The sequence below is a fragment of the Streptomyces sp. NPDC003691 genome, from assembly GCF_053981115.1.
In genome coordinates, this window is the sequence record NZ_JBSFNQ010000006.1 from 27,309 (window position 1) to 43,040 (window position 15,732).

Genomic DNA, 15,732 nt, shown 5'->3' on the forward strand with positions numbered 1-15,732 from the left:
CCCGGCCGGCCGCCGGAGCCGCCCGCCCGGCCACCCCCGAGGGCGGAACCACACCCTCAGCAGCCCCCTCTCCGCCCGTACCACCCGCACCACAGGAGGAACACCATGGACGCCATCTCCGTCATCCGCACCAAGCGCGACCGCGGCGAACTCTCCGGTGAGCAGATCGACTGGGTCATCGACGCCTACACCCGTGGTGCGGTCGCCGACGAGCAGATGTCGTCCCTGGCGATGGCGATCCTGCTCAACGGCATGAACCGCACCGAGATCGCCCGCTGGACCGCCGCGATGATCGCCTCCGGCGAGCGGATGAGCTTCGACACCCTCAGCCGCCCCACCGCCGACAAGCACTCCACCGGCGGCGTCGGCGACAAGATCACCCTCCCGCTGGCGCCGCTGGTCGCCGCCTGCGGCGCCGCCGTACCGCAGCTCTCGGGCCGCGGACTCGGCCACACCGGCGGCACCCTCGACAAGCTGGAGTCCATCCCGGGCTGGCGGGCCCTGCTCTCCAACGAGGAGATGCTCCAGGTCCTGGACTCCACCGGCGCGGTGATCTGCGCGGCCGGCGACGGGCTGGCCCCCGCCGACAAGAAGCTGTACGCGCTGCGCGATGTCACCGGCACCGTGGAGGCGATCCCGCTGATCGCGTCCTCCATCATGTCCAAGAAGATCGCCGAGGGCACCGGCTCCCTGGTCCTCGACGTCAAGGTCGGCACCGGCGCCTTTATGAAGAACCTGGACGACGCCCGCGAGCTGGCGTCCACCATGGTGGCCCTGGGCACCGACAGCGGCGTCCGTACGGTCGCCCTGCTCACCGACATGTCCACCCCGCTGGGTCTGACGGCGGGCAATGCCCTGGAGGTCCGCGAGTCCGTCGAGGTCCTCGCGGGCGGCGGCCCCGCCGATGTGGTGGAGCTGACCCTGGCCCTGGCCCGGGAGATGCTCACCGCCGCCGGGCTGCCCGACGCCGACCCGGCGAAGGCCCTGGCCGACGGCTCCGCGATGGACGTCTGGCGCCGGATGATCAGCGCCCAGGGCGGCGACCCGGACGCGGAGCTGCCGGTCGCCCGGGAGCAGCATGTCGTCACCGCCCCCGCCGGTGGTGTCCTCACCCGCCTCGACGCCTACGACATCGGCCTCGCCGCCTGGCGGCTGGGCGCCGGCCGGGCCCGCAAGGAGGACCCGGTGCAGGCCGGTGCCGGTGTCGAACTGCACGCCAAGCCGGGCGACACGGTCACCGCGGGCCAGCCGCTGCTGACCCTGCACACGGACACCCCGGAGAAGTTCGACTGGGCGCTGGAGCCCCTGGCGGGCGCGTTCGACATCGCCCCCGAGGGCACGGCCTTCACCCCGGCGCCGATCGTGCTGGACCGGATCTCCTGACCGGCGCGAGCGGGCCCACCCCTTGACGTCGGCGAGTGAGCCGAAGGGGCGCGCCGTGGTCTGGAAGGAGAACGCGCGGAGATCGCGAGGAACGAGCGGTCGAGCACGATCGACTGATCTTGCTCGACCCGATTTCCTGACCGGCGCGAGCGGGCCCACCCCTTGACGTCGGCGAGTGAGCCGAAGGGGGGCGCGGATTTCTGGAAGGAGAACGCGCGGAGACCGTGAGGAACGAGCGGTCGAGCACGATCGACTGAAGAAAACCGCTTTAGCCCCCCGGAGGCGAACCGAGCCCCAAAAAAACGATGATTCCGGAAGCGGTCCCCGGTCCTTAAGAGCGTGAAGACGCCGGACAACGACGGAACGGGGACCGCAACCCATGTGCCCAGACACCTCCACCGCCAGCAGCAACGCCGGTCCGGTGGTTCTCAGGATCGCCGGGCGGGTGCTTCCCGCCGATGTGCCGGGGCTCTGCGCCGAGCTGAGTATCAGGCTCGGTGACGGCGGGGCGACGGACGCGGTCTGCGATGTACGGGAGCTGACCGGCGCCGACCTGACCACGGTCGACGCCGTCGCCCGGCTCCATCTCACCGCCCGCCGCCTCCGCTGCCGGCTGCGCCTGCGCGGCACCCCGGCCGAACTGCTGGCGCTGCTGCACCTGGTGGGACTGGGTGCCCTCGCGCACAGCGGCCCGGACCCGGACGGTGAGACGGCCTGACCCGTCACCCCCGGAGACGGTCTAGCCTTCGGCGGGCGCCGCCTCCAGCCGGTCCGGCAGACCGAAGAGGGGGAACCAGCGGGCGGTGTCGAGGAAGGAGTTGATCCCCGCGATCTTTCCGTCCCTGATGTCCATGACCATGAGCGCCCACGGCGTGTGGCCGTTGCCGTCCTCCGCCTCGTGGTAGTGCGCGAAGGCGGGCATGCCGTTGGCGACGGTCGGGACCAGCCGGGAGCCCCGGCAGACCGAGCCGACGCCGAGCATCCAGCCCACGATGTTCTCGTGGCCCTGGAGCCAGAGGTCGTAGGGCGGCATGGAGAGCGTGGCGTCGTCGTGGAGCACGGCGGTCAGCGCCTCCATGTCGTACCCCTCGAAGGCGGCGACATAGCGCTCCAGCAGCTCGCGCTGCTCCTCGTCCAGCGGATCGGCGAGATCGCCGGCCGCGGGCGGGGAGTCGGCGAGTGTGGCCCGGGCCCGCTGGAGGGCGCTGTTCACCGAGGCGACCGAGGTGCCGAGCAGCTCGGCCACCTCGGACGCCTTCCAGGAGAGGACCTCGCGCAGGATCAGCACGGCACGCTGCTTGGGCGGCAGATGCTGGAGGGCGGCGACGAAGGCCAGCCGGATGGTCTCCCGCTCGACGGCGGTGTCCGCCGGGTCCCCCGCGGACGGCAGTACCCGCCCGTCGGGCACCGGCTCCAGCCAGGTGGCCTCGGGACGGGCGGTGAGCTGAGCCTGGGCGACCGGCGTGGGGCCCGACAGGTCCATCGGCCGGGCCCGCCGGTTGCCCGCGTTCAGCATGTCGAGGCAGACGTTCGTCGCGATCCGGTAGAGCCAGGACCGCAGCGACGAACGTCCTTCGAACTTCTCGACGCTCCGCCAGGCGCGGACCATCGTGTCCTGGACGGCGTCCTCCGCCTCGAAGGAGGAGCCGAGCATGCGGTAGCAGTAGCCGGTCAGTTCCCGGCGGTACCGTTCCAGATCCGCTTCCAGGGCCTTTGTCCCGCCCCGGGCGCTCTCCCCACCGCTTTGGTCCGTCGTTGCCAGATCACTCATCGGGTCCACCCCTGTACCCATCGGCTCCAGTACTGCGGAACCTACAGGAGGGCACCGACAGCGCGGCTCAGGTTCCGGGCTTCTTGCCCCAGACGAAGACGCTGTTGCCGTTCTTCAGCATGCTCCAGTACTTCTTCGCCGCGGCCGGGGTCATGTTGACGCAGCCGGCGGAGCCGGGCGGGCTGTGGATCGGCTTGGTGACGGAGTGGAACGCCTGGCCGCCGTCGAAGAACTGGGCGTACGGCATCGGTACCTTGTAGAGGCTGGAGAAGTGGTCGATGTTCCGCCAGTAGATCTTCTTCAGCCCGGTCCGGGTCTCGGCGCCGTCGCGGCCGGTGCGGATCGGGACCGGACCGTACGCCAGCTTCTTGCCGTCCTGGATCCAGCTCAGCTGCCGGGTCAGGTCGACACAGGCGATCCGGCCCTTGTTGGTGGGACAGCTGCCGGCCTTGTTCGGGTTGGTCCCGGCGGCCTTCTGCGCCAGCATCGTGCTCATCGTCCGCCAGGTGACCGGCCCGGCCACCCCGTTGTTCGGCGTGATCCAGTGCTTCTTCTGGAAGGCGGTGATCGCCTTGCAGTCGGCGGAGGACTGCTTGCCGTCGACCTTGAGGCCGAGGAACTTCTCCACCTGCTTCTGGTACGGGCCCGGCTTCGTCGAGCACGACGCGGCCTGGGCGGTTCCGGTGCCCATCACCATCGTCAGCGGAACGATCATTCCCGCGAGTCCGAGTACGACGCCTGCGCGCCTGCGTGTCCGGACCATGGTTGGTCCCCCCTCGTTGATTTCCCCTGGTGGGCCGGTCCTTGTGAGCGACCCACCAGGTATGACGAGGAGTAAGGGGAAGGAGTTGTAGGGAGAATGTCTCGGTTTAGGAACAGCGGGAGGCGAAGCCCTCCGGGGCGCGTCCGGGGGGCCTACGGCTCCTTCCGGCCAGGCCCGCCGCGGGCTCAGCGGCCCCCGGTGGCGACCACCAGGGTCCGCCGGGCCGCCACCCGGGCGGCCCAGGTGCCGTACGCGGTGAGCGACACGACCCCGGTGACCGCGAGCAGCCCGAGGGCGACCGTGCCCGCCCAGCCGCCGGAGTGGAAGGCGATGGCGCCCAGGGTGCCGCCGACGCTGCTGCCGATGTAGTACGCCGACTGGTAGAGGGCCGAGGCCTGCGCCCGGCCCGTGGTCGCGGTCCGGCTCACTGCCGAGGACGCGACCGCGTGGCCCGCGAAGAATCCGGCCGTGATCAGCACCAGGCCCAGCAGCACCGCCGTCAGGGAGGCGGAGAGCGAGAGCAGCAGCCCGCTCGCGGTGGTGACCACCGCGAGGTACAGCGCCCCGCGCCGCCCCAGCCGTGCCACCAGCCGTCCGGCCGAGCCGGAGGAGACCGTACCGACGAGATAGACCAGGAAGACGGAGCCCACGACGCCCGGCGGCAGACCGAACGGCTCCTCCGTCAGCCGGTAGCCGATCATCGTGTAGACCGCGCCGAACACGGTCATGAAGAGCGCGCCGATCGCGTACAGCCGCAGCAGCAGCGGGTTCGCCAGATGCCCGCGGACGGTCGACGCCAGGGTCTTCGGGCTCACCGCGGCCGGGGTGAAGCGGCGCGGCCGGGGCAGCAGCACCCGGAAGGCCACCGCGGCGATCAGCGCCAGGACGCCCACCGCGGCCAGTCCGGCCCGCCAGCCGCCGAACTGCGCGGCCCAGCCGGTCACGATCCGCCCGCTCATCCCGCCGATGCTGTTGCCCGCCACGAAGAGCCCGATCGCGCCGACCAGGGCCCGGGGCCGTACCTCCTCCGCCAGATAGGCCATCGCGGCGGCCGGGACGCCCGCCAGCGCGGCGCCCTGGAGGGCCCGCAGCGCCACCAGCGTCTCCAGGCTCGGCGCCAGCGGCACCAGCAGCCCGAGGACGACGGCGGCCGTCAGCGAGACCGTCATCAGGGTGCGCCGCCCGAAGCGCTCGGAGAGCGCGCTGAGCGGCAGGACGAAGAGGGCGAGCGCGCCGGTGGCGGCCGAGACCGTCCAGCTCGCGGCCGAGGCCGTCACACCGAAGTCGGCGGAGACGGCCGGCAGCAGTGCCTGCGTGGAGTAGAGGAGGGCGAAGGCCGCGACACCGGCGGCGAAGAGCGCGAGGCTCATCCGGCGGTAGGCGGGCTGCCCGGGGGAGAGGGGCTCGGGGAGCGGCGACGGGGCCGGGGACGGGGCTTCGGGTGCGAGGGCGCCCGCTACGGGAGCGGACGCCTCGGTACTGGCGGCAGGCATGCTCCGAACCTACGGCCGCGGATTTCATGCGTCCAATGCATGGAACGTCCATAATCGTTCCCATGGCGCATGACCGCAGTTCAGAACGGTGGCTGTCACATAGCAGTGACACAGAAGACATTCCGGCGCTACTTGTCCAGCTGGTGCCGAGGCTCGCGTACTTCGCGGAGGTCGCCCGCCACGAACATGTGACGCGCGCCGCACAGGAGATCGGCGTACCGCAGTCGACGCTCTCCCGGGCGGTGGTCCGGCTCGAACGCGACCTGGGCGTCACCCTGTTCGCCCGCACCGGGCGCACGGTCTCCCTCACCCCCGCCGGGCGGACGTTCCTCTCCTCCGTCGAACGGGCCCTCGCCGAGGTCGAGCGGGCCGCCGAGTCCGTACGCGCCGACGCCGACCCCCGGGCCGGCAAGGTCGCCTTCGGCTTTCTGCACACCATGGGCTCCGAAACCGTCCCCGGGCTGCTGCGCGCCTTCCGCGCCGACCATCCCAAGGTGCGGTTCACCCTGGTCCAGAACTACGGGGAGGCGATGCTCGGCGGGCTGCGCAGCGGCGAGCTGGACCTCTGTCTGACCTCACCGGTGCCCGACGCCCCCGACCTGGTCGGCCGCCGCCTCGACGAACAGCGGCTGCGGCTCGTCGTCCCGGACGACCACCGGCTGGCGGGCCGCAAACGGGTCCGGCTCGCCGAGGCCGCGGACGATGTCTTCGTCACCCTCGAACCCGGCTACGGGCTCCGCCGGATCACCGACGACCTCTGCGCCCAGGCCGGGTTCACGCCGCGGGTCGCCTTCGAGGGCGAGGAGGCCGAGACCCTGCGGGGCCTGGTGGCGGCGGGCCTCGGAGTGGCCCTGCTGCCGCCGCCCGCGGTACCGCGCCCCGGTGTCGTCGAGCTGACGGTCACGGCACCGCGCGCGGTCCGCGAGATCGGCCTGGCCTGGCTGGACGGCCATCCGGACACCCCGCCGGTGGCCGCGTTCAAGAAGTTCCTGCTCTCCCGCCGCGGCCGGCTGATCCCCACGGAGCCGTGACTCTCCGGGGCGGGTTGCGGACGGCGCGCGTGCCGCCCGGCGGGGTGCCGCGGGGCGGGCGCGCCCTACGGCCGGAGGGACTTGCCGAAGCCCGCCGCCAGCGGCATGCGCAGGCCCAGCGGCGGCGGGGCCGCCAGCGCGTCGGCGACCGGGCGGGAGTACGGCTGCGGCAGCAGGGAGCCGACCACGAAGTCCACCGCCAGGGCGAGCACTTCCGCATGGTGCTGCCGCAGCGCATGGCCGTCCGTGTGCACCTCGAACCGGCATATGTCCCGGTTCACCTTCTTGGCCCGCTCGGCCAGCCGGTACGACAGGTCCGGGCACGACCGCTCGTCGTTCGTCCCGTGCACGATCATCACCCGCCGCCCCACGAGCTGCCGGACCGGCTCGGGCTCCCCGGGCCCGCCGGCACCGGACGGGGCGCCCGGCAGCCACGGCGCCATCGCCAGCACCGACGAGACCGCGGAGTGCCCGGCCGCCCGCAGCGCCGCGCGCCCGCCGAGCCCCTGTCCCACCAGACACACCGGCACATCCCCGTACCGCCGTACGACCTCGTCGGCCGCCCAGGCCGCATCCACCGCGAGCCCCGCCCGCTCACCGTTCCAGCCCCGGCAGCCGTAGCGCACCGGCAGCACCAGCAGCCCCTCGGCGCGCCCCGCTCCGGCCAGCGCCCGTCCCAGCGGCAGCGCCGACACATGGGCCCACGCCGAACGGCCGCGCTCGGACTCCGGAGCGCCGTCGGGCAGGACCAGCACCACCCCGCCGACCGTCGGGGGGACGGCCCGCCGCCCCCCGTACGCCCGGCCGAGCCGGGCCGTCCGCCGCGCCGCGGCCTCGGCGTTGCCGCCCGTGAGCCCCCTCCGAAGGGGCTGTGCGTGGTGTGTCACGGCAGAACAGTCTCAGAAGCCGGGGTGTACGCCACCCGTCCGCGCGATCACTGTTACATATCGGCCCGTCGGTCTCTACGCGCGTAGGCCGCCAGGCCGTACAGTGCCTGGATGACGAGCCAGACCCCCATCACGCCCACCGCGGACCAGATCCGCCGCGCTCCGAAGGTGCTCCTCCACGACCACCTCGACGGCGGGCTGCGTCCCGGCACGATCATCGACATCGCCCGGGAGACCGGCTACACCCAACTGCCCGAGACCGAGCCCGACAAGCTCGGCACCTGGTTCCGGGAGGCGGCGGACTCCGGTTCCCTGGAACGGTATCTGGAGACCTTCGCGCACACCTGCGCCGTCATGCAGACCAGGGACGCCCTGGTCCGGGTGGCCGCCGAATGCGCCGAGGACCTCGCCGAGGACGGCGTCGTCTACGCGGAGGTGCGCTACGCCCCCGAGCAGCACCTGGAGGCCGGGCTCAGCCTCGAAGAGGTCGTGGAGGCCGTCAACGAGGGCTTCCGCGAGGGCGAGCGGACGGCCAGGGCCGCCGGGCGGCGGATCCGGGTCGGTGCCCTGCTCACCGCGATGCGGCACGCCGCCCGCGCCCTGGAGATCGCCGAACTCGCCAACCGCTACCGCGACAACGGGGTCGTCGGCTTCGATATCGCGGGCGCCGAGGCCGGCTATCCCCCCACCCGCCACCTCGACGCCTTCGAGTACCTCAAGCGGGAGAACAACCACTTCACCATCCACGCCGGAGAGGGCTTCGGGCTGCCGTCGATCTGGCAGGCCCTCCAGTGGTGCGGCGCCGACCGGCTCGGCCACGGCGTCCGGATCATCGACGACATCAAGGTCGAGAACGACGGTTCGGTACAGCTGGGCCGGCTGGCCGCGTACGTCCGGGACAAGCGGATCCCGCTGGAGCTCTGCCCGACCTCCAACCTCCAGACCGGCGCCGCGGCCTCCTATGCCGAGCACCCGATCGGACTGCTCCGGCGGCTGCATTTCCGGGCAACTATTAATACGGACAATCGGCTCATGTCGGGCACCAGTATGAGCCGTGAATTCGAGCTGCTGACCGAAACCTTCGGATACACGCTCGACGATCTGCAGTGGTTCACCGTCAACGCGATGAAGTCCGCGTTCATCCCTTTCGATGAACGGCTGGCGATGATCAACGACGTCATCAAGCCCGGCTACGCCGAGCTGAAATCCGAATGGCTGTTCCGGCAGACCGCCACGACCAGCGAATCCGCCGCCGAGGACGGCTGACGGCGGCGGCCGGGACCGGACCGGCCCCGGCCGTCGACAGGGTGCCCGCCACTCGCCGCGCGGCATAACCAGCGTACGGAGCCGCTCGTTCTGCTCGGCGTGCGGGACGGCCGGGCCGGACCGCCGGACCGACCGCACACCCCCGTATCCCCATCGCGAGGACACCCCAATGAAGCAGTCCGCCGTCAAGACCCTCGGTGCCGCCGCGCTCGGCGTCGCCTTCGCCGCGGCCGCCGCGGGCACCGCCTCCGCGCAGCCCGCCCTGTCCGACTCGGCGACCTCCCTCGACAGCATCACGGGCGCCCTGCCGGTCCAGGAGGCCCTGACCCAGCTGCCGACGGGCGCGCCCGAGTCCCTCAGCGGCGCGCAGGGCGCCCTCACCGAGAGCGCGAGCACCCTGCCCGGCACCCTTCAGGGCGCGGGCCAGCGCGTCCTCGCCGGGGAGCTCGTCGGCGGCGACCCGCTCGGCAGCCTGCTCGGCGGTCTGCCGCTCGGCAGCGCCCTCCCGGGCGGCGGCCTGCCCGGCGGCCTCGCCTGATCCGACCGGTCCCGCGGGCCCGGCCGGGAAGCCCCGGCCGGTTCCGCCGTACCGCTGCCCCGCCGCCGTCTCTTCCCCCTCGTACGGCGCGGCACGAAGGGGCGCACCCCCGCCGCTGCGGAGGTGCGCCCCTTCGGCGCGTGCGGACGGCGGCCCGAGGGCCGCGCCCGTCACCAGGAGGTCGCCGAGTAGCCCTTCTGGGCCGGGAGGAAGAGCCAGAGCGCCAGATAGACCAGGATCTGGGGGCCGGGCAGCAGACACGAGGCCACGAAGATCACACGCATGGTCGTGGCCGAAGTGCCGAAGCGCCGGGCCAGCCCCGCGCACACCCCGCCGATCATGCGGCCTTCTCGCGGGCGGACCAGTGCGGACATGGAGGGCTCCTTCATGGGCCGGACGGATACGGGGGGCTCCCCGTTCCTGTCACCCATGCTGGCCCGTCCGGAGGGGACAAAGCGTCGCTCTACGGGGCGATCCCGACCCTGGGAATCTTCGGGGTCGCCCCCTGGGGGGCCTCCTCCGCAGGTACGGCAGGCGCTACGACCGTCCGCGCAGCGGCAGCGGCAGCCGCCGCGGCGGCCCGGGCCGCCACCCGGCGCCGCAGCCCGGCCCGGCAGGCCGGCACCACCAGCAGATGCGCCAGCGCCACGCCCGCGGTGTTCAGCACCAGCGAGTCCACATCCATCACCCGGCCCGCGACGCCGGTCTGGAGCAGCTCGATACCCAGGGAGATCAGCGCCCCGGCGGCGACCGTACGGATCAGCGAACCGAGCGTGGAGACGGTGATACTGCCGCCCGCCATCGGCAGCAGGACCCCCAGCGGCGCCAGCAGCAGCACCCCGCCGCCGATCCGGCGGGCCGCCTCGGCGGCACCCAGTTCGAGGTCCGCCCTGATCCCGGCGAAGACCTCCAGATTCGCGGCGGCGACGAACGGCACGTCGAGGGGCCGCAGGGCGAGCCAGCCGACGAGCAGCAGATGCGCGACGAGCAGGATCCCTCCCGCGACACGAACCCGTACTCCGGCGCTACCTTGACGCTCCACGTCCTTCATGACGCGCCCCCCGCCCCGATCGGTTCCGCAGGCTCCGTGCTCCGTGATAGGGGAGTTCCCCCGTCCGGGCCCCGGCACGCCGCCCGCCGCGTCACAACGCCCACCGGCGCCCCTCCGCCCCGGCCCCGGCCGGAGCGGTCCGTACCGGTACCCCCGCGGCGGGAGGAGTCACGGCTCAGTGGGAGGAGTCCCCGGGCGACGCGGTCCCGTCCGGGAAGGTCGCCCGGGAGGTCTCCCGCTCACCGGAGGTCACCGTCCGGGCCGGTGCCGGGGTCTTCGGATGGGACTTCGTGGTCGCCGTGCAGTCGTAGATCCGCGGCCGGTCGCCGCCCGGGCCGCCCAGGACCACCCCGCCGCCCTCGGCCGCGGCCCGGCTCTCCACCAGGGTGCAGACGAGCTGCGACAGCGCCTCCGGCGGCAGGTCCTCCGGCTGGCGGCTCAGCCGGTAGGTGCCCTCCGGGTCGCCCTCGCGCGGTGCCGACACCGTCAGCGGGGACCGGACGAAGGTCTGGAACCCCGCCTCCCGCTCCACCGGCGACGGCTCCTTCTGCAACTCCGCCACCAGCGCCCGGGCCACCCGCAGACCGCTGTCCGCGCTCTTCGCCACGGGCAGCTCCGCCGTCCGGTCGACCGCGACCAGCTGGGAGGCGCAGACCAGGTATATCCGCACCGGCACCGACTGGGGACGGGTCTGCGGGGCGTCCTCGCCGGTCACCGCGCACGGCATCCGGGAAGGCGCCGGGCCCCCGTCCACCGGCACCTGCGTGGGCCGGATCCCGCAGCCGCCGAGCAGCAGCGCGGACACCATGGCGCCGAGGACCACGGCCGCGCCCCGCCGGATACCCGTACGCGTCACCGTCCGCCGTCCTCTCCGGTCCCGCCCGCGCTCCCCGGCGCGGCTTCCGTCGCCGCCGAGGCGTCCCTCGGCAGGGTCAGCACGAACACCGCGCCGTCGCCGTCGGGCGAGTTCGCCGCCGTGATCGTGCCGCCGTGGATATGCGCGTTCTCGACCGCGATCGACAGCCCGAGCCCGCTCCCCTCCGACCGCGGCCGGGACGCGCTGGCCTTGTAGAACCGGTCGAAGACATGCGGCAGGACGTCCTCGGGGATACCGGGGCCGTGGTCGCGGATCCGGATCACCAGCTGCGCGCCCGTACCGTCGGCGACCTCCGCGCCGGTCTCCGGGTCCACGGTCCGCACCGACACCCGGACCGGCGAACCGCCGTGCTTGAGCGCGTTGCCGATCAGATTCGCCAGGACCACGTCCAGCCGCCGCGGGTCGAGCCGGGCCATGATCCCGCGCTCCGCGTCGAGTTCGACCGCGTCCAGCCAGGCCCGCGCGTCGATGCACGCCGTGACCTGGTCGGCGACATCGACCTCGTCCAGGACGACCTTGACCCGGCCGGCGTCGAACCGGCTGACCTCCATCAGGTTCTCCACCAGGCCGCCGAGCCGCTTGGTCTCGCTGACGACCAGGTTCACCGCGGGCGCGATCATCGGGTCGAGGCTCTCGATCTCGTCCTCCAGCACCTCGGCGACCGCGGTCAGCGCGGTCAGCGGGGTCCGCAGCTCGTGCGACATATCCGCGACGAACCGCCGGCTCGACTCCTCCCGCGCGCTCATGTCCGCGACCTTCTTCTCCAGCGACTCCGCGGTCTTGTTGAAGGTCCGCGCCAGCTCGGCCAGCTCGTCCGAGCCCGATACCTCCAGCCGGGTGTCCAGCTGGCCCTCGCCGAGACGGCGGGCCGCCTCGCCGAGCCGCCGCACCGGCTTGAGCACCGTCGTCGCCGCGGCCTGCGCCAGCAGCGCGGAACCCACCAGCGCCAGGGCCGTCGCGATCCCCAGCGACCAGGCCAGGGTGTTGAGGTCCTTGCTCTCCGATTCCAGGGACTTGAGCATGTAGCCCGTCGGGCCGCCGTTGGCGATCCGGCTGCCGCCGACCAGATACGGCTTGCCCTCATGGACGATCCGCTGCCAGTACAGGTGGTACTGCGCGCCGTCGCCGCCCGTCGTCTGGCGCTTGTTGACCTGCTCCCGCAGCTTCCCGGGGACGTCCTCGTAGCCGAAGACACCCGGGTCGGAGGCGCCCACCAGCGCCGGGTCCCGGTCGCCCCCGGCGACCAGCAGCACGCTGTAACCGGCCTTGCCCTGGCTCATCTGCTCGGCGGTGCGCCGCAGGTCGGCCTGGTCGGCATGGAGCGGCAGCGAGGCCGCCCGGCTCTGCAACTGGGCCCGGAAATCGTCGATCGTGGAGTTCTGGGTACGGCTCAGTACGGCCTCGCGGTTGAGCCAGTACGCGATACCGGACGCCGAGACCGCCGCGGTCAGGGCGACCAGGGCGAACACGACGACCAGCCGGAACCGCAGACTGGTCCAGCGCAGGCCGGCGACTATCGCACGCTTCGCGGCACCGGTCACCGCGCGGTACCCCCGCTCGCCACGGTCACTGCGGGGCGTCCAGCCGGTAGCCCACACCCCGGACCGTACGGATCAGCGTCGGCGAGGACGGCACGTCCTCCACCTTGGCCCGCAGCCGCTGCACACAGGCGTCGACCAGCCGGGAGTCGCCCAGATAGTCGTGCTCCCACACCAGCCGCAGCAACTGCTGGCGGGAGAGCGCCTGCCCCGGCCGGCGGCTCAGCTCCAGCAGCAGCCGCAGTTCGGTCGGGGTGAGCTGGAGGTCCTGGCCGTTCTTGGTGACCGTCATCGCGGAGCGGTCGATCACCAGCGAACCGAAGGTCGCGGAGTCCGTCGACTCCCGCTCGCCGCGGCGCAGCACCGCCCGGATCCGGGCGTCCAGCACCCGGCCCTGGACCGGTTTCACCACATAGTCGTCGGCTCCCGACTCCAGCCCGACCACCACGTCGATGTCATCGCTGCGCGCGGTCAGCAGGATGATCGGCAGTTGGTCGGTGCGGCGGATACGACGGCACACCTCGAAGCCGTCGATCCCGGGCAGCATCACATCCAGCACGATCAGATCGGGCCGCTGCTCACGGAGCAGTTTCAGGCCGTCCTCGCCCGTCGCCGCGGTGGCCACACGGTGGCCCTGGCGCGTCAGGGAGAGTTCGAGGGCCGTGCGGATGGCGTCGTCGTCCTCGATCAGCAACAGGAAAGGCACGGGAGTCATTCTGGCGTATGGCGGTCCCGGAGTTCGACCGGCACCGTACGCCCCTGCTTCCCGGCCCGCGCCCCCGCTCCCGTCCGGGCTTCCGCGCGCCGTCCGGCACGCCGTCGGCGACCCCCCTGGCCCTGTGACAGCCCTGTGACAGTCGACGGACAGCCTGATGAAGTCGCCTCGGCAAGCTTGTGCCCATCGGACGGAAGCCCGATGAACGAACGGAACACTGACTCCACACCGACGGGGGGCGCGAGATGACGGCACTGCACGGAAGCACCGCCAGCGCAGTCACGACGCGCCTGCACGACGTCGCGGTCAGGAGCGGTGAGAAGCCCGGCGCCGTGAACGGACGGGGGTGCGTTCGCGGCGCCGGACGGCAGCACAAGCCGTCGTACATGACGGTGGTCGGCGAGACCGCGACCGCCAACGGGACCCCCGCCCGGCCGGGGGCCCTCTCGGAGGCCGAGTTCACGGCGTACGTACAGGAGCGCCGCTCCTCCCTCTACGCCACCGCCTACCACCTCACCGGTGACCGCTTCGAGGCGGAGGACCTGCTCCAGAGCGCGCTGTTCTCCACCTACCGGGCCTGGGACCGGATCAGCGACAAGGCCGCGGTCGGCGGCTACCTCCGCCGCACCATGACCAATCTCCACATCAGCGCCTGGCGCCGGCGCAAGCTCAACGAGTACCCCACGGAGGAGCTGCCGGAGACGGCGAGCGACACCGACGCGATGCGGGGCACCGAGCTGCGGGCCGTGCTCTGGCAGGCGCTGGCCAGGCTCCCCGAACTCCAGCGCACGATGCTGGTCCTCCGTTACTACGAGGGCCGTACCGACCCGGAGATCGCGGACATCCTGGACATCAGCGTCGGCACGGTGAAGTCCAGCATCTGGCGGTCGCTGCGGCGGCTGCGCGAGGACCAGGCGCTGAGCTTCGGCCGTGACGAGGAGGAGTCCTTCGGCGAGCTGGTGGCCTGAAGGCGACGGGGGAACGAGTGGGGGGCCGCCGGGTCGGGGGACACGGCGGTGCTGGGGGGCCGCGGAGCCGGGGGGCTCTGCGGAGACAACGGGGTACGGGGGTACCACGGGGGAGAGCGGGGCGTCACCAGGAGCCCTGAGCGACGGGATCGGACAGGCCGGGGGGTCTTGTCCGGTCCCGTTCGCGTTTTCCGCGCCGATGCGCCGATGCGCCGATGCGCCGATGCGCCGATGCGCCGGACGCCTCTGGGCCGATGCGGCGGATGCGGCGGATGCCCGCGGGCCGGACGCCGGTGGGCCGATGCGTCCATGCTTGCCGTACCGCCGTACCGCCGTACCGCCGTACCGCCGTACCGCCGTACCGCCGTACCGGCGGGCGGCACGGCCCCGGCGCCCGGCTGCCCCGGGTTCCGGCCGCGGCCCGCCCCGGGGAGGACCGGCCGGACCGCCCCACCCCTGTACAGGTCGCTACGCGCGTAGATATGCTCTCGTGGTGACCATGCCCCGTATCCATCCCGCCCTCGCCGACGTCACCGCGTCCGACCAGGCGCTCCGCCGGTTCCTCCACGGGCTGCCCGGAGTCGACCCCGTCGGACTCGAAGCGCGCGCCGCCGCCCTCGGGACCAGGTCGATCAAAACGACGGCCAAGGCGTACGCCATCGACCTGGCCATCTCGATGATCGACCTGACCACGCTGGAAGGCGCGGACACCCCGGGCAAGGTCCGGGCGCTGGCCGCCAAGGCCGTCCACCCGGACCCGACGGACCGCGGCACCCCCACGACCGCCGCCGTCTGCGTCTACCCGGACATGGTGGCCACCGCCAAGGCCGCGCTGAACGGTGCCGACGTCAAGGTCGCCTCCGTCGCCACCGCCTTCCCCGCGGGCCGTGCCGCCCTCGGCGTGAAGCTCGCGGACACCCGGGACGCCGTCGCCGCCGGGGCCGACGAGATCGACATGGTCATCGACCGGGGCGCGTTTCTCGCGGGCCGGTATCTGAAGGTGTTCGAGGAGATCACCGCGGTCAAGGAGGCCGCGGGGGCCGCCAGGCTGAAGGTGATCTTCGAGACCGGTGAGCTGTCCACGTACGACAACATCCGCCGGGCCTCCTGGCTGGGGATGCTCGCGGGCGCGGACTTCATCAAGACCTCGACCGGCAAGGTCGCGGTCAACGCCACCCCGGCGAACACCCTTCTCATGCTGGAGGCGGTCCGCGACTTCCGGGCGCAGACCGGGATCCAGATCGGCGTGAAGCCGGCCGGCGGTATCCGGAACACCAAGGACGCGGTCAAGTTCCTGGTCCTGGTCAACGAGACCGCGGGACCGGACTGGCTGGACTCCCACTGGTTCCGCTTCGGCGCCTCCAGCCTGCTCAACGACCTGCTGATGCAGCGCCAGAAGCTGGCGACCGGCCGCTACTCCGGCCCCGACTACGTAACGGTGGACTGAGCCC

General features: G+C 72.6%; 16 protein-coding genes. 7 read left to right on the forward strand and 9 right to left on the reverse strand.

What is annotated here, in order from left to right:
- The first annotated feature begins 105 nt into the window (after positions 1 to 105).
- Both ACWDR0_RS04855 and ACWDR0_RS04860 read left to right on the forward strand, forming a co-directional pair.
- The gene (locus tag ACWDR0_RS04855) at positions 106 to 1,383 is read left to right on the forward strand and encodes a thymidine phosphorylase (RefSeq protein WP_456350194.1); all 1,278 of its coding nucleotides are present in this window, start codon (positions 106 to 108) and stop codon (positions 1,381 to 1,383) included.
- Between the two features lie 379 nt (positions 1,384 to 1,762).
- On the forward strand, positions 1,763 to 2,101 hold the full coding sequence (locus ACWDR0_RS04860) for an STAS domain-containing protein (RefSeq protein ID WP_456350195.1): 339 nt from the start codon (positions 1,763 to 1,765) through the stop codon (positions 2,099 to 2,101).
- A gap of 21 nt (positions 2,102 to 2,122) precedes the next feature.
- Here the strand turns inward: ACWDR0_RS04860 and ACWDR0_RS04865 are convergent, their stop codons facing one another.
- The 3 genes from ACWDR0_RS04865 to ACWDR0_RS04875 all read right to left on the reverse strand — a co-directional run bounded on the left by ACWDR0_RS04865 (position 2,123) and on the right by ACWDR0_RS04875 (position 5,410).
- Positions 2,123 to 3,154 carry a sigma-70 family RNA polymerase sigma factor gene (locus ACWDR0_RS04865; protein ID WP_456350196.1) on the reverse strand — a complete coding sequence of 344 codons (1,032 nt, stop codon included), beginning with the start codon at positions 3,152 to 3,154 and terminating at the stop codon, positions 2,123 to 2,125.
- A 67-nt stretch (positions 3,155 to 3,221) separates the two neighbouring features.
- Positions 3,222 to 3,869, reverse strand: coding sequence for a L,D-transpeptidase family protein (locus ACWDR0_RS04870; RefSeq protein WP_456350197.1), 648 nt, complete (start codon positions 3,867 to 3,869; stop codon positions 3,222 to 3,224).
- Positions 3,870 to 4,102: 233 nt separating this feature from the next.
- Positions 4,103 to 5,410 (reverse strand): MFS transporter, encoded by a 1,308-nt coding sequence (locus ACWDR0_RS04875; RefSeq protein WP_456350198.1) that lies wholly within the window; start codon positions 5,408 to 5,410, stop codon positions 4,103 to 4,105.
- 62 nt (positions 5,411 to 5,472) lie between these two features.
- On the opposite strand from ACWDR0_RS04875, the gene ACWDR0_RS04880 reads away from it, so the two are divergent.
- Positions 5,473 to 6,441, forward strand: coding sequence for a LysR family transcriptional regulator (locus tag ACWDR0_RS04880; RefSeq protein WP_456350199.1), 969 nt, complete (start codon positions 5,473 to 5,475; stop codon positions 6,439 to 6,441).
- 65 nt (positions 6,442 to 6,506) lie between these two features.
- Here the strand turns inward: ACWDR0_RS04880 and ACWDR0_RS04885 are convergent, their stop codons facing one another.
- Entirely contained in the window at positions 6,507 to 7,199 is a 693-nt protein-coding gene (locus ACWDR0_RS04885; protein ID WP_456350292.1) for an alpha/beta hydrolase, read from the reverse strand.
- 240 nt (positions 7,200 to 7,439) lie between these two features.
- On the opposite strand from ACWDR0_RS04885, the gene ACWDR0_RS04890 reads away from it, so the two are divergent.
- Together ACWDR0_RS04890 and ACWDR0_RS04895 are read left to right on the forward strand one after the other, a co-directional pair.
- A complete protein-coding gene (locus tag ACWDR0_RS04890) occupies positions 7,440 to 8,594 on the forward strand; it encodes an adenosine deaminase (RefSeq protein ID WP_456350200.1) in 1,155 nt (384 codons plus the stop codon).
- A 169-nt stretch (positions 8,595 to 8,763) separates the two neighbouring features.
- The gene (locus ACWDR0_RS04895; RefSeq protein ID WP_456350201.1) at positions 8,764 to 9,132 is read left to right on the forward strand and encodes an ATP-binding protein; all 369 of its coding nucleotides are present in this window, start codon (positions 8,764 to 8,766) and stop codon (positions 9,130 to 9,132) included.
- A 170-nt stretch (positions 9,133 to 9,302) separates the two neighbouring features.
- Here ACWDR0_RS04895 and ACWDR0_RS04900 read toward each other — a convergent pair whose 3' ends face one another.
- The 5 genes from ACWDR0_RS04900 to afsQ1 form a co-directional block, all read right to left on the reverse strand.
- The gene (locus ACWDR0_RS04900; protein ID WP_456350202.1) at positions 9,303 to 9,506 is read right to left on the reverse strand and encodes a PspC domain-containing protein; all 204 of its coding nucleotides are present in this window, start codon (positions 9,504 to 9,506) and stop codon (positions 9,303 to 9,305) included.
- Between the two features lie 89 nt (positions 9,507 to 9,595).
- On the reverse strand, positions 9,596 to 10,183 hold the full coding sequence (locus tag ACWDR0_RS04905; protein ID WP_456350203.1) for a VanZ family protein: 588 nt from the start codon (positions 10,181 to 10,183) through the stop codon (positions 9,596 to 9,598).
- 175 nt (positions 10,184 to 10,358) lie between these two features.
- On the reverse strand, positions 10,359 to 11,039 hold the full coding sequence (locus ACWDR0_RS04910) for a hypothetical protein (protein ID WP_456350204.1): 681 nt from the start codon (positions 11,037 to 11,039) through the stop codon (positions 10,359 to 10,361).
- Complete coding sequence (locus ACWDR0_RS04915) at positions 11,036 to 12,601, reverse strand: ATP-binding protein (protein WP_456350205.1); 1,566 nt, start codon at positions 12,599 to 12,601, stop codon at positions 11,036 to 11,038. The genes ACWDR0_RS04910 and ACWDR0_RS04915 overlap by 4 nt, the downstream gene beginning before the upstream one ends.
- A 25-nt stretch (positions 12,602 to 12,626) precedes the next feature.
- Positions 12,627 to 13,304, reverse strand: coding sequence for a two-component system response regulator AfsQ1 (gene afsQ1, locus ACWDR0_RS04920; protein ID WP_006347054.1), 678 nt, complete (start codon positions 13,302 to 13,304; stop codon positions 12,627 to 12,629).
- 254 nt (positions 13,305 to 13,558) lie between these two features.
- Here afsQ1 and ACWDR0_RS04925 point away from each other — a divergent pair, with 254 nt between their 5' ends.
- Positions 13,559 to 14,281 (forward strand): SigE family RNA polymerase sigma factor, encoded by a 723-nt coding sequence (locus tag ACWDR0_RS04925; protein ID WP_456350206.1) that lies wholly within the window; start codon positions 13,559 to 13,561, stop codon positions 14,279 to 14,281.
- Between the two features lie 499 nt (positions 14,282 to 14,780).
- Positions 14,781 to 15,728, forward strand: a complete 948-nt coding sequence (gene deoC, locus ACWDR0_RS04930) for a deoxyribose-phosphate aldolase (protein ID WP_456350293.1) — start codon at positions 14,781 to 14,783, stop codon at positions 15,726 to 15,728.
- Positions 15,729 to 15,732 lie beyond the last annotated feature (4 nt).